Here is a 16,054-nt window from a genome sequence, read left to right on the forward strand (position 1 = left end):
ATATCCATACCGTCTCCGTTATCCACGACCTCGCATACTAGTTGGTCCTCGTTCACGGCTATCATGATCAAAATACTTCCTTGTTCTTTTATGTTGAATCCGTGAAAGAATGCGTTTTCGATAAAAGGCTGGAGAATGAGCTTCGGTATGTGGTAATCCAAGCTGTCAGGCTCCACAAAATAATTCACGCGTATCTTCTCACTGTACCGTACATGATTGATATAGACATAATGCTTCATTGTCTCCAGTTCCTGACAAACAGGAATAGTGGACTCTACATCACTAACTGTATTTTGCAGGAGAGAGATAAGTGCATTAATCGTACCTGCTGCTTTTTCCTTATTACCTTGCAACACCAAAAACTTTATTGATGCCAGCGTATTGTATAGAAAGTGCGGATTGATTTGCATTTGAAGTGCGGCCAGCTCTGCATTACGCACTTGCTTTTGGGTTTCCAACAGCCGATCTACATAATCATGCAGTGCATCAAGCATATAATTAAAAGCGTTGCCCAGCTCTTTAACTTCATAACTGCTAGTAGCGATATCGATATGATTATCGAATCCACTCGTTGGAATATGCGACATCTGTTTAACGAGTACACGCAGGGACTTCGTCATTTTTCGGGTAATTAAAAATACGATAATAAGGGAAATCGCCACGATGACCATAATTGTCAACGTCACCGCTTCAGCATTCACCATCTGTCCGGTCACGGCTTTCTTGTCAATTAGATTTACCAGATAAAAATCAAACTCCGGCAAATATTCAGAAAACACAATTCGTTCATTACCCATGACATAGGCGGATCCTTCATCTTCTTCTCCGAGCTGCTGAGCTGCTACTTCTGTATATAACGGCTTATCCATTAGCCCAATCCGCTCGCTCCGATTGCTGGACACTATCAATCCGTTTTTATTTATCAACAACACGTCATTGCCTTCACTCGTAAAGTTAGCATAAAAAGATCTGAAATTGCGATCACGAATCGCAACATACAAGGTGCCGTAAAAACTACTTGTCTGTTGATCAAATAAAGCTTTGGAAGCCACAAGCACTTGCTCTTTCGCAATGCCTTTGTTGTCACCAGCTGGATAGAGCTGATACAGGATTTGCGCAGATTGCTCATTTGTTGCGTTCGTAACGGTGTGATGTTTCATTTCCTCGGCGAAAGTGGACCAATAATAAGCATCTGTTGAATAACTCCGACCATTCACGCCTATGATCATAATCCCAACGTCATAAGCGCTGAAGTTGGACCGAATCGCCTTCATGCCTTCTGTCATATGGTATGTTTCGGTGGCAAGTGATACTGCATCCGTCTCTTGCCCAGATAAATAGTTTCGGATGGAGGCATTTTGAGCTATCATCGCTGCTCCAGTAGCTACCGTGTAGTTGTAAGACTCAAGGTTGGTCTTCATCTGGTTCAGCAGCTTGCTGTTAGTAATGCTGAACGTTTGAAAAAATAATTTTTCCGACATGCTGATCGTTATAGCCAGGGTTATTAGCGATACGGTAACGATGCTAATGAGCGTGACGAGAAACAACTTGAGGAACAAGCCCTGTTTTTTCAGCTTTAATGCAGCATTTCTTATCATGACTCCTTTATCTCCTCCGAGAATTGTTTCCGATACTGGCTTGGCGATATGCCGGTATGCTTTTTAAACACCTTTGTGAAATAGCTCTGGTCCGAATAGCCTACATTTGCACTGATTTCGGATATCGATTCTCCCGTCGTCAAGAGAAGCTCCATCGCTTTTTCCAGCCGGACTTTGTTCAGGTATTCACTGAAACCTTCCTCATTATGAGTAGCGAAAAAACTAGACAGATACGAAGCGTTGAAATGAAACTGCCTCGCCACTCCGGTCAGCGTGATCGGATCAGCGTAATGCTCATGAATATATTCAAGCAGATTAGATATATTTGGATTAAATAATGAGTTCGCCTTGCGAATCACATGTTCTGCCTCATGTATGAACGCTTCAGCTAGAGCAATTGCGTCTTTAGCATACCTAGCTTCATCAATTTTTCGGAAGTAGTCATATTTAGCGTCTTCTCCCCCAGGGGTTTCATACTTCATTTTCCCAAGTGTTGTCGTCACGTTAAATATGAAGTTCCCCAAAAACGATTTGAATTCAAAAATTTCGGTGCGATAGTCCTTTGACCACAGATGCACAAATTCCAGAAAGCTCGTAAACGCCTTCTGGAATTGCTTTCGTCGCAGCTGTTCCGATAATTCTGCCATGTCATATTCTTGATACGCATCCGAGAGTCCCGGTAAATGATCATTTTCAATCAGGCTTCGTGTCGGCAGGTAAAAGCTATATCTTGTAAGCTTCAAGTGATTGTTCCGATAAATCTCTCCAAGGCGGTTAAAATCCTCGAAGCTTTGACTAAGAACGAATTGGGTACCGCTCTTAATCTCTGTCATTTCTGTGACGAGGCACCTGAGCTCCATAAGCATTTCGACCCATTGCTCTGGATTCACATTAATTAAGAAAAGAATAGAATCGTTGTCAAACTTTAGCTGCATATAGGCTGCTTTGTCCTTGCTGAGCTTACGCAGCCCTCTATCTATTTGGCTTGCGAAAGTCACCTTTTCATCAGAATCTTTAATATGGTTCATGTCCGTACCGAAAAATGCATAACGTCTGTATGGAAACTTCGAATGCACCAACCCAGGTTCTTGCGAAGCCTCGTATCCGCTCATTAGCTTCTCGATTATTCGTGTAAGCTGTTTTTCCTCCATATCAATTCCTTGATCGCCCATCTGCGTCCCAACCATTTTGGCAGTTGTTTTGTTTAAGATTGATAACAGGTATTCGGCTTCCAACTTCGGCTTTAGGATATAGTCCGCTACTCCGCTCTGAAATGTGGAGCGAACGTAGCCGTATTCACTGAAGCTGCTTAAGACGATTACCTCAATATGAGGGTACTTCTCCTTCACCCGCTTAACAAATTCCTCACCGTCCATAACTGGCATCACGATGTCTGTTAGTATGACATGAGGGTTGACCTCATCAACCAAATCCAAAGCTTCAAGACCATTCGAAGCCTCAGCGACAATTCGGTATCCCTCCTGTTCCCAATCTAGAAGGTGCTTAATTCCTTGTCTAACAAGCATTTCGTCATCTACAATCATAATCTTATATATTGGTTTCATTTCTGCCCCCTTGCAGCTTTTCAACCTATAATTAATACGCTACGATTTGATTTCAATCTAAAAAAAACTGAAAATTACCAGGGTAATTCATTTTTGGTCTTTCATTCAAATACACTCCTCTACTCTTGGTAATTGTTATAAGTGTAGAGGAATTTCACAGATTCATCCATGTATGCTTGTATCCACTACATGTATAATTGTACACATCATACGAGATATTTAATGAATATAATGGTAATTTAATGTATATAAGTACAATTGTTAGGAGTGTAGCGAGTAGTAGACTGGCCAATCTTTATCGTTCATGAGGTTATTGCCAAACACGCATCATTTTCTTCGATGCTATTTTTGACATCGCTTACAATCAGTGATATGCGAATAACCATTTATTAACAACACACCTTAATCAGTCTGCAAATTGAGCTCTATCTTCTCATACGTTTGGTTAAAAACACGTAGTCAGCTCACATGATGAGCTGACTACGTGTCATTCTTTATTGATTACGAATTAATCAGCTTAACAAAGCTCAATGCTCGCTTCAGCATGACAGCTGTCTGAGCACGGCTTGCTGTATCTTTTGGCGCAATCGTGGTTTCCGATTTGCCATTCATAATACCTGCATTTATTACGGCTTGAACTGCTTCACGGGCAAAGCCCGATAGCTGGTCTTGATCAGCAAAAGCAGCTAACGAAATGCTTGATGAATTCGATCCAACGCTTGTATCTCCTTGAACGAGATGAACAGCTTTCATAATCATAACAGCCATTTGCTCTCTAGTGATGAATGCGTCAGGATTGAACTTGTTGTTGCCTACTCCTTGTACTAACCCGTGCTGAACCGCTGTACTTACATCTGCGGCATACCATTTAGCAGTTGCTACATCGTCAAAYACCTGATCAGCACCATTATTATTCAAGCCCAAGCTTCTTACTAGCAGCGATGCGAATTCTGCACGGGTCACTTTCCCTTCCGGATCATAAACTTGATTCGTTTTCCCATTTACGATCAGCTTAGACGCGAGTGTTTCTACATCCTTCTGTGCCCAGTGTCCGCGCATATCTTTGAATGTTTTATTGCCTTCAATGATGACATACATGCCATTCGAGTAATGCTTGATCGTTGCTACAGTCTTGCCATCCATAACGGTAAACACCGCTGGTACAAATCGAATGGCTCCCGTTTCAGGATCATATGATACGACCGTTGCTTCATTTAAATTGCGAATTACTTTGTCTACGGTTAAAGTACGCTCAATATAATCGATGGAATGATTATCGTATTCCGCATCTTTCGTTTTCAGCGTTGCTTTATAGTCGATAATGTCGCTTATACGCTTCATTCCATTGCCGGATAGGGCTGCATCCAATTGCTGCAACTTATCCTCGTTCGCTTTCACCATGCTTACAATTAATACAGCATCGGCATCTACTTTACCTTTCATATCCTTGCTGTTTAACATAGACACCGGCCATTCATAGCTTCCAAACTTGCTGCGGATCGATACGATCGAATCCGGCTTGTTCGCAGCTAATCCGCTCAAAGCGTCCAATGGAATTCTCACTTCATATCGTGTGTGATTTTCAGGAACATCAATCGTTAGAATGGTATCGGCTTGTTCTGCTTTTAAAAACTCCGCTGCCTTTTTGGCAAGTTGATTGCGATCAAGCGAAGCTGTCACGCTATTTAGTGCGGAATCAATCGTTAGCTCAGATTTCTTCGGCTCGTATAAAGCTGGGTTTTCACGGGCTGGTTCTGTTATACCACCACCGCTACCTCCGTTGTTTCCTCCGTCGGAAGTTTGATTAGTAATATTAACCGCTTTTTCAACTCGAACCTCTGATCCGTCCGTTGCAGTTGCGACTACTTTTACAGCTCCGTCCTTCACGGCAGTCAACAATCCATTTTGATCGATCGTTGCTTTGTTCGTTGCTGTTACGCCATCTGACTCATAGACAGTCCAAGCTACCTTCTTATTGGAAGCGTTCGTTGGCAATAGCTCTGCCGTCAACTTCAGGCTGCCGCCCTTCACATCAATTGCCGCTTTGCCACTTGCGCTAGTCAGGCTGATCGATTCTACCAACAAATTCGTAGATTCAGACTCCCACTTCGCATATAAGGTGATATCTTGTTCTGCTACTTTATCCGTTGCAAAATTCCATTGTTCCATCAATGCTTCATCTTTGTACCAACCAACGAACACGTAGTCTGCTTTTGTTGGTGCTGTTGGCTCTGTAAGTACGGAGTCTGGTTTGGCTTTAATACTTGCTACTTCGCTGCCGCCGTTACTATTAAAAGTAACTGAAATATCTTCAACTTCAGATTGATTCGTGATGACAATCGTTATCTCACCTCGAACCTCTGAGCCGTCCGTCGCGGTTGCGACTACTTTTACAGAGCCGTCCTTCACGGCAGTCAACATTCCGTTTTGATCGATCGTTGCTTTGTCCGTTGCCGTTACGCCATCTTCCTCATAGACAGTCCAAGCAACCATTTTGTTAGAAGCATTGGTTGGCAATAGCTCTGCCGTCAACTTCAGGCTGCCGCCTTTCACATCTATTGCTGCATTGCCAACCGCGCTAGTCAGGCTGATCGATTCTACCAATACATTCGTAGATTCAGATTCCCACTTCGCATATAAGGTGATATCTTGTTCTGCTACTTTATCCGTTGCAAAATTCCATTGTTCCATCAATGCTTCATCTTTGTACCAGCCGATGAAGATGTAACCTTCTTTTATCGGCGCTGCTGGTTCAGAAATCGGTGAATCAGGGTTTGCTTCAATGCTAGYTACACCACTACCACCATTACTATTGAATGTTACAGTGTACTTTTCTATTTGCGCTTCTCCAAATTGTGAGTAATCCCATTCCGATTGCCAATTCATTGAAATGCGTTTATTCTCACTGTCCAAGTGTATTGGGGACCAAATGTATCTGGAGTCACTCAAGTTTCCAGGATTCCAACGATCTGCCATAAAGATAAATTTATCTCTTACAATATTTCCGTTTTTATCTCTGTATGGCAGTACAAAAGTACTTTGACTCTCATGAGTAGTTCCTTTCCAATCATCCCAGAATGGATCGCCTTTATCTTCCCACCACCATGTTAATGGATGTCCTGTAATATGATATTTAGCAGGATTTGGGTTCCAGCCTGTTAAACCAGATGTTATTGAATAATACGTATCATCTTGTTTAAATAATGTTGGAGCTTCTCTACCATTGCTATGAGCTTTCGCCCAAATCGCATTTCCATGTTCCTCACGAGCTGGTTGTGTATAAGTATCATCCAGTTTTAGAACGATGGTTGTCCCATTTCCTTCGGATGAATAGATCAAATATGCTGTTTTATCCTCATCAACATAAAGGGTCATATCGCGGAGCATACCATCTCCTTCACCCCTTTTGTCAGGATCCCATCCATCATTTGGCATTCTCTCAATATCAAGCACTTTAAACGGACCTATCGGTGATTTACTTACAGCTACACCACCTGATGCTGTCCAATATTTACCCGACATTGGACCGTCATGATGCCACCACATGACATAATTATCATATTTCTCGTTGTAAACAACTTTTGGTCGTTCCACAACTTTATCCCAATTGAACAGCCCGTATAATCTTTGTTTCTCTTCGATAGAAGTATCTTTATATAGTGCATTCAAATCAGCAATTTGTTCCCGTGTATTATGTTTTTTAAGTGTTTGAACTGGTGATTTCATGTTACCAGCGAAATTATAAAAACGTTTTTCCACTCCATTTTCCGGAATGAAATTCCAATCATCAAGCTTCCCATAATTTTGTTCTTGTCGCCAAGATTCGAATCCTACTCCCGATTCCTTATATGATTCATCATCTTCATGAATATACATTGGAATGTTAGAAGCATCCGTCAATCCATCGTATGTTCGATCACCAAGAGACGGATTATTAAATACCGGCAATACAACACCTTCATTTTTCCAATTATAAAGGTCAGTAGATGAGTAAGCATGTACACCTGTCATCGGAACATAACCAGCACCCATGTTCGATTCCGTTTTATCTTCTCCGTACCAATAGTATTTTTTAGTGTTTTCGTCATATATAATACCTCCGCCATGCGCCTGAATTGGCACACCGTCAGTATCTAGCCACACTTCACCATTTTTGATGGAGCTTACATGACCAAGATTAGAATAGAAATTATAATATTCATTAAGCCAGTAATTATAATGTTCTAGTGATTCTAACGTTAGATGCTCTGTATCTTCGAGTTCATTTAAATAATTGTCCATAATATTTCTTACATATGGAACCATATCTTCGTAAAGAGTGACCAACTTTTCCTTAGCAATTTGAACTATACTCGTATCAATGTCCGCAACATTTTTTTGATAAACAGCCAAATCGCCAATCGATAAAGTAGAGCTGTTGCCGCCAGTTTTGATAACTTGAATAGCTACATAACGTGCATTTTTTGAGGGGAAGGTTGCGGATTGATCATAATCTTTTCCTGTATCAAGACCGCCGACGGCTGCCAACTCAAAATGTTGATCCAATTCACTTTGTGTACCTGTTAATTCAACGTTTGACAAATCTTTATCGCTTGTATAAATTTTGAATTGTCTAATACGACCGTTTTCTTTATCTTTACCTTGTCTCGGTGTGTAGAGGATTTGACTTATATCTTTTCTGCTTTTATTCAAGTCAAGAACGATATAGTCGCCTGCTAGGTATTTACGGCCCCAATCTTCCCAATTCGTTTCATAAAATGTATCTCGATTACCATCTAACATGCTTTCTACAGGTGTGCTCCAGTGTGCTTCTGGGGCGTATTTTACTGTGATCCCTTCAACTAGGAAACTATCTCTCTGCAAATTAACCATTTCATCATTAATTTGATTAGTCGTACGATTCATTTCTTCTTGCGTGGATGAATCCGATCTCATTAATGCATTGCCAGCTTCAACATATTGTTTCAAAAGCTCTAATAGATTTTCATCTTTATTCGAAGTTGCAATAAATTGTTCAGCATCTGTTATTGCTTTTGCAAGTTGCTCTGAATTTAGTTTAAAATTTGAATCCCTGTACAAATTGATTTCAGCAGCAGATGCAAACTGTGTGCCAGTATCACTTTGCGATGCTAGTGCTTTGAATTTAATATGAGTCGCATCGACGGGAGTAAAGGTTGCTGTTTTTATTGCTTTGTTAGCATCCCATGTTCCTTCTGCAATTTTATTAAAATTCACACCGTCAATACTTGCTTCAATTTCAAACTTAGTAACTGTACCATTCGTATCTGTGTCTTGTCTTGGTGTATATTCCAGTTTGTTAATGCCTTTGTACAGTTTGTCTAATTCATAAGTAATAGAGTGCGGTGGATCTTGATAGCCATCGCCCCATGGCGTATGCCATTTTGTATTTACATCACCGTCTATGGTAAGCTCCGGACCTTCTCCAGTTTGTGCGCTGCTCGCCGAAGCCCTCATCAACTGTTGTGGTATAACACCTATAACACCATCAGACAACATTGCCTTGAATTTGAGGCTGATTTCAACAATTGCATCAGAAATTTGTTCATTGCTGCCAGATTGAAGAGCATCGTCAGCTTTTGTAATTAGCGCTTCCAACTCTTCAATATCCGGGTTATCTTCATTCAAGGTTGCTTTATGTTGTTCAATACTTACCTTTAAATCATTTAATATCTGTGTAACGTCTGCTTCTTGGCCTTCGACGTACTGAGCATTTTTGATTACAAAAGTTGTAATTGATTTTCCTTCCACATTTGCATAAAGCTTAGTTCCTAAAACTTCTAATTTACCTTCCTGTAAATCTTTTTCTGATGTTGTCACATAAGTGGATACTTCACTTCCCGGCTTTGCAAACTTGGAAAGATCAAATGACAATTGTCTGCTGCCTTGATCCGGGTTACGATAAACGATAACCGTTTCCCCCGTCCCTTCGTTATAAGCCGTTAGTGTCTTTCCATCAGCGTCGCTATTCTCAAAAAATTTCGAGCCTTGCGGAATGAATTTACTAAATTGCGCCATCGCGTAATATTTTTTCGTATACCACCATTGTTCAGTATCAAAATCAGCATGAATCAGACCCCAGTTCATATTCTCCTTGTCTGATTGCATATTTTGTTCGCTTTCAATAGCTTGCCAAATTACCCATGCCTGCGGTTCAAACCATTTAATATCCACCATAATTTGATCAGCCAGCGCTAATGCTGGTTCGATATCATCATGATTATGAGCAATACCGCCTGGTCCTAAATCAACTTCTGACATCCATAGCTTTTTATTTTCCTGTTCGGCAAGCTGACGAACCTCATATCTTTTTGAACCTCCATAAGCATGAACGTTCATTTGAGAAATGCTGTTTTTTGCATCGTCATTATAATGGCTCCAATTTTCCAGGAAAGTATCGATTACGGATTCTTCCATTGCTGAAATGCCAACATTATTCAATCCTTTTTCATTCAGCTTTTGTCGAGCTTCCCAAATAATCCATGACTGCGCCCAAGGATCCCAATGCGAGCCTTCCTGACGATTGAAAGCACCCCAGTAATTTGTATTGGGCTCGTTAATTGGTGAAAGAGTATCGAACTCTATTCCAAAATCATCATTATAATGTTTGACTACCTCTGCTAAATATTCCGCGAAATCATCATAATAATCTTCTTTTAAGTTATTCTCCCAAGCATTATGATTACCAGCAGTACAACCACTGTGGGTCATATAGTATGGCGCAGAATTGGAAAACGCTTCCATAATTAGTTCTGGTTTACGTTTCAATGCTTCCTGCAACCACCAACGCTGTTTTTCATCACGATTAATATCAAAATGACCCTCTTCCGTTGAAAAGCCTTGAATATCAGCGCCTTCACGCATATGATTGTGAGTCGGATCATCGCCACCGCCAATGTTGTAGCGGGCAATATTATAATTAAGTCCCTCTTTGCCATATAATGCATCCACCAAATCATTTTTCGCTTGCTCGCTTTCCCAGCCGCCAGTAGCATTAGCAAACCATATTAATGAAGTTCCCCAACCATCCCATACTTTCTTCATCTTGTCTGGACTTAACTTAATTTCAGTTGCACTTGGTGCTGCCGAGACAGCATTCGGCAAACCAACGAACATCGATCCTACTAGCGAAAATGCCAAGCAGGACACCAACATTTTTTTTGCACGTTTTTTAATACCCAATTTCAACCCTCCCAAAAATAGTAGCATCCTAAAGCAACACTTTTTTTATAAATCCTCTGTTACCTAAAGGAATGTATGCCTTTAATAGCCATGGCAATCGCCAAGGCTGCATGTGATAAACATTCCTTTGAATCATCATGTACTTGCCAATAAGCAATACATTCATCACCTCCTTTTTAATACGTTGAATGTACAAACTATTTTTTTGCCATATATTTTCGAATATCAAAAGCTACGGCTGCAACTATAATGAGTCCCTTAATAATTAATTGATAATAGGGACTAACACCGATATACGTTAATCCGTAGTTAATAACACCAAAGATTAATACGCCTGCTGCTACGCCTTGGATTTTGCCCACCCCGCCAGCAGTTGACACCCCGCCAACTACGCATGCCGCAATGGCATCTAATTCATACATGTTTCCGTAGTTATTCGTAGCTCCTCCTGTTCGGGCTGCTTCAAGTACACCAGCAAGACCATACAACGCTCCCGAAATGGCATAAATATAAATCAGATTTCGAGCGACATTAATGCCGGAAACATGTGCCGCATGGACGTTTCCTCCAATTGCATACATGTTTTTTCCCAGTCGAGCCTTATTAAATACGACCCAACAGATAAGTGCTACAGCGAGCGCAATAAGCACAATATACGGGATCGTATAGCCGCCTCCAAGATCGATATATCCCGAACCCCACACTTTAAAATCATCTCGAAGACCGCCAATCGGCTGCGATTGATTCGGCTTCATATCGAAATAAAGGCTATTGATACCGTAGATTCCTACCATTGTTCCTAACGTAGCAATAAAAGGTGGAACATGAAGTTTTGCTACGATAAAACCGTTTATTAATCCAACAAGCAAACCAACTATAATGCCTATTAAAATCGGAGCTATTACCCAAAGCTGCGGCAAGTCCGGGTAAAATCGGTTGGCATACGTATCTATTTGCAGCATCGATGCCGAAATAACTGCCGTTAGCCCAACAACTCGTCCAGATGACAAATCTGTACCGCCTGTAATAAGAATAAATGCCGCACCAATTGCAATAATTAGCTTAGTCGAAGACTGCTGCAATATATCTCTAAGCGTAGAAAAGGCTAGAAAGTTAGGATCTGCCACCGCGATGCCAATTACAATCAAAATCAACACCACGAAAATCGCTCGTTGCATTAAATAGTCTTTCACTTTAAACAGTAATTGCGTGTTCATTACGTTTACCCCCTGATACGACCGAACGTTGCTGCGCAGCTAGGCGCATAATTTCTTGCTCTGTTACTGACTTGCCCTCCACAATGCCTGTCAATTTGCCTTCGCTCATGACCATAATTCTGTCAGACATCCCAAGCAGTTCAGGCATTTCCGAGGAGATCATAATAATGCTTTTCCCTTGCTTCGCAAGCTCGGTAATTATCGTATAAATTTCAAATTTAGCGCCAACATCAATACCACGAGTAGGCTCATCAAGCAGCAATATATCTGGTTCTGTAAGCAGCCATCTTGCCAAGAGTACTTTCTGCTGATTTCCCCCTGATAAATAACGAATTTGTTGATGAACAGACGGTGTCTTTGTTCCAAACTTTTCAACATTATCCGCCGCGTCAACTCGTCCTTTTCTTTCATTCAACAGCCCAAATTTATTTTGGTAACGAGACAAATTCGCGATAATCGTGTTCTCATAAACCGATAACACTGGAAAAATCCCTGTTACTCGCCTTTCTTCGGTTAGAAGCGCAATTTTATTCTTTTTCGCTTCAGAAGGTGTTTTTAAATTCACTGGCTTCCCGTTTATGGAGATTTTTCCGGAAACTACGCTCCGTAGTCCAAACAAGGCTTCAATCAGCTCTGTTCGTTGAGCGCCAACCAAGCCACCTAAGCCGAGAATTTCCCCTTTCTTCAGCTCAAAGCTAATATCCTGAAACGACTTGGGATTAGGCGACGATAGACCTTCCACCTTCATCATTGTGCCGCCAGGCATATTCTTTCGTGCAGGAAAGCGTTCTTTCAAATCACGACCGACCATTCTTGTAATAATGAGGTCTGTCGTTAGCTCACTTGAAGGCCAAGTTCCAACATAATGACCATCACGCATGATCGTCACTTCATCAGAGATGCGCAAGATTTCTTCCATTTTGTGAGAAATATAAATAATAGATACACCGCGTTTACGCAAACTATTGATAATGTTGAATAGCTGTTCAACCTCGTTGCCAGTCAAAGAGGATGTTGGCTCATCCATTACGATGAGCTTTGAGTGAAAAGAAACCGCTTTCGCAATTTCCAGCGTTTGAATTTTTGAAACAGACAGCGTCCCCGTGCGCACTCGAGGATCTATATCGACCTCAAGATCTTTGAATAAATGCAATGTGTCTTCGTACATTTTCTTTTCATGAATAAACTTAATCGGACCAAAACCTATTTCCGGAAACCGACCAAGCCAAATATTTTCCATTACATTACGATGCGGTACGGGATGAAGCTCTTGATGAATCATGGAAATTCCATTTTTCAGTGCCTCTTTAGAGTTATGAATCGTTGTTTTATGACCATTTATAAAAATCTCACCTTCATCCGGTCTATATATGCCGAACAAGCACTTCATTAGCGTTGATTTCCCAGCCCCGTTTTCACCCATAAGAGCATGTACAGTTCCTGGTTTCACCTTTATTGTTGCGTTGCTGAGCGCTTGTACCCCTGGAAAGCCCTTCGAAATTCCTCGCATTTCCAGAACATAATGCTGCTCCATTTCATATCCTCCCATCAAAAACCAATAAATAAGTTAGGAGGAAACAGCGGGATACCGCTTTCCCTCATCTTTATTTCATTATTCCGCGTCTGCAATGTTCGCATTTGTGATTTTCTTGTAAGCGATCCATACATATTTATCATCTGTGATTTCAAAACCAATATTTTCTTTTGTTGGCGTCTCCCCTTTGGAAAGCGCAGTAGCAATCGCAACAGATGCTGCTCCTTGGTTTTTCGCGTCATTCAGCACCGTACCCAGCATGGTTCCGTCCTTCAAGGCTTGAATAGCAGGAGCTGTTGCATCTACACCAACAACCGGAATATACTTATCACCTTTGAAGTAACCCGATGCTTTCAACGCTTCAATCGCGCCAAGCGCCATATCATCATTATTAGAAAGAACTGCTTCGATTTTATCTCCATTTGATGCTAGAAATGCTTGCATTTTTTCTTGCCCTTTGACTCGGTCCCACATCGCTGTATCTTTAGCAAGCTCTTCAACCTCTATGCCTGCGTCCACAATAGCCTCAACAGAATACTTTGTACGAAGCTCCGCGTCTTGATGCCCTGGCTCACCAGTTAACATCACGTATTGCAGCTTGCCGTCACCGTTCTTATCCGCGCTTGGGTTTTCTTTCCAATAATCGCTAATTAATTGCCCCGAAATCGTTCCTGAATCCTCTGCTCTAGCACCGACGTAGTATACCTTATCCCATTTTTCCATATCTTCCGCAATCGGCTCGCGATTTAAGAATACGACTGGCATATTAGCTTCTTTTGCTTTATCGATAATGACGCCTGCAGCTGTACGATCAACTGGATTAATAATAAGCGCATCGTACTTTTTCGAAATAAATAGATCCACCTTCTCATTTTGTGTTGGTTGCGAGTTTTGGCTGTCCACAACATCTAATTTCGCTCCGTTTTTCGCTGACTCCAGCATTGCATTGCGCACACCCGTCATAAAGGTATCATCAAATTTGTAAATAGCTGCTCCGATCTGTATGCTATCCTTTTTTTCTCCCTCTGTATTTCCTCCATCGTTGCTGCATGCTGCAGCCGTCAACATCATACCTGTCAGTAACGCAAGAACCCATTTCTTTTTCATCCAAAATTCCCCCAAATTCATTTTTTAACTTCTCGACCTATTATGTAGAAGAATGATTGTTATTCGAACCCACAATTCTCACGTCTTGTCTGGAAATTCTAATCTATTGTTGTAAATCTGATATGGTGTGTAACGATGAATCACTCATATTTCACTAGGGATTCTGTAATTCTACTCCGATACTCCGTTAGCGAAATCCCGACATGCTTCTTAAAGCAAAAACCCAAATATTTAGGATCGGTTATCCCGACGCGATCTGCAATCTCAGAAGCTTTAAGCTCTGTAAGACGCAGCATTTGCTTAACAGCCTCTATCCGGATGTGCATGACATATTGTCCATAGGTTAGTTTTACTTCTTTTTTAAATACACGACTGAAATAACCTGTACTAATGTGTAGGAATGAGCAAACCTCTTGAATGGATAAATCTGGATTCATAAAATGATCTTTCGTATACTGAATGGCTTCTTCGACAATATCTTTATATACATGCTTCCGCTGGCTGGAAATCTTCCTCATCATTTCAATGCATATATCAAAAACCCAACGTTTTGCCTCTCTTAAACCTGGCAATCTATACATTTCTGCATGCAGTTGAATACTTGTACCTAACAGTCCATCAAGATCAATATCAGCCTCTTTCGCTGTACGCAATATTACCGTCAATACCTCAAATAAATAGATTTGAATATCCTGCAAAGCAAAATTACTTTCAAACAGTTCATCGAATATTGTATCAACTGCGTCAGAAAGCTCTTCGGCCGTCCCCATCTTCAAGCTGTTCCTTAAAGCTTGCCCCTTCAGTTCGTCGAATCGAAGTTGCTCACTCTCATAATCTTCAATATTGTGAAAATAGATAACCTTCTTGGACCCCATAACAAGACGATAGTCTAGTGCAATAAGCGTTTCTCGGTAAGAATGATGTACATCGGCAATATCTGAAACACGCGATCCAACACCAATCGTGACATTCAGCTTCAGCTCTTGCACAATCTGCTCAAGAACATCCGACAGTGCTGCTTGCATAATCGAAAACCAATGCTCCTTGTGCTGTCCATTATCGATAGCCAGCAAAGCAATGCTTTCTTGATAAATAAACACTTTCCCAAGCGAATTGATGTCCCATACTTCTCGCGTTCTATTCAAAACAGCTTGAATCATATAATCCACACCAYGCGACTGTCTTAACAAGGAAGAGGAGTATTCTTTTGATTCTTCCGTAGGATAAAGAGCGATGAGCGCTACAACATACTGAGAGCCGCGCAGCTGAATATCATAATTCATTGATTTTTCTTCAATTTGCTGGCTTGTCAGTTTTCGGGTAAGCAGCGATGCTAGAAATGATTCCTGAAGCACAGGCATACTTGTTCGATAATGATCTTGCAAAATTCGAAAGTATTCAGAATGCTCTTCGTTCTTCTTCATTTCTTTTGCTATGTCTGACTCTTCATCCACAAGAAGCATATTATTCAAACGAATCCCCTCCAATTTAAACAAGATGCGTCATGAATTTTTTACAATTTCATCATATCACCCTATAAAATCAGGCCTTATGACAAACTTTATACGTTTTTGTCCTTTTCATTGCCTATCCGAAAATGCTTACATTTTGTGTTGGTATTATTTTTAGATTTTGTTTTTTTATTGGTTCGCAGCTATGCTCAGCTTTCTAATGAGCAGTATTTTACTCCGATGGATTTATTGAAAAATAATTAATAATCGCTAGAAATAGCTTGGAAAAAGGTAATAAACCCATTCTTGATGAATATGGATTTAAACCTAAAGCTCATAAAAAAGCAGCCCCGTCTATAACATGGAATACCATGTTCTAGAC

At 40.9% G+C, this 16,054-nt stretch carries 7 protein-coding genes; all 7 read right to left on the minus strand.

Annotated elements, in window-relative coordinates:
* A partial coding sequence (locus tag AC1DSE_RS16020) for a cache domain-containing sensor histidine kinase (protein WP_477527887.1) occupies positions 1–1,598 on the minus strand: 1,598 nt, incomplete at its 3' end.
* The gene (locus tag AC1DSE_RS16025; protein ID WP_441874868.1) at positions 1,595–3,163 is read right to left on the minus strand and encodes a response regulator transcription factor; all 1,569 of its coding nucleotides are present in this window, start codon (positions 3,161–3,163) and stop codon (positions 1,595–1,597) included. The genes AC1DSE_RS16025 and AC1DSE_RS16020, both read right to left, overlap by 4 nt.
* Positions 3,164–3,664: 501 nt before the next feature.
* Entirely contained in the window at positions 3,665–10,363 is a 6,699-nt protein-coding gene (locus tag AC1DSE_RS16030; RefSeq protein WP_477527888.1) for an InlB B-repeat-containing protein, read from the minus strand.
* Between the two features lie 197 nt (positions 10,364–10,560).
* Complete coding sequence (gene mglC / locus AC1DSE_RS16035; protein ID WP_477509776.1) at positions 10,561–11,580, minus strand: galactose/methyl galactoside ABC transporter permease MglC; 1,020 nt, start codon at positions 11,578–11,580, stop codon at positions 10,561–10,563.
* Positions 11,558–13,114, minus strand: coding sequence for a sugar ABC transporter ATP-binding protein (locus AC1DSE_RS16040; RefSeq protein ID WP_441874861.1), 1,557 nt, complete (start codon positions 13,112–13,114; stop codon positions 11,558–11,560). Before AC1DSE_RS16040 ends, mglC begins: the two co-directional genes overlap by 23 nt.
* A gap of 78 nt (positions 13,115–13,192) precedes the next feature.
* Complete coding sequence (locus AC1DSE_RS16045; RefSeq protein ID WP_441874859.1) at positions 13,193–14,221, minus strand: galactose ABC transporter substrate-binding protein; 1,029 nt, start codon at positions 14,219–14,221, stop codon at positions 13,193–13,195.
* Positions 14,222–14,361: 140 nt separating this feature from the next.
* Positions 14,362–15,684 carry a helix-turn-helix domain-containing protein gene (locus tag AC1DSE_RS16050; protein WP_477527889.1) on the minus strand — a complete coding sequence of 441 codons (1,323 nt, stop codon included), beginning with the start codon at positions 15,682–15,684 and terminating at the stop codon, positions 14,362–14,364.
* Between the last annotated feature and the right edge of the window lie 370 nt (positions 15,685–16,054).

It is taken from the genome of Paenibacillus sp. 01L418 (assembly GCF_056400045.1).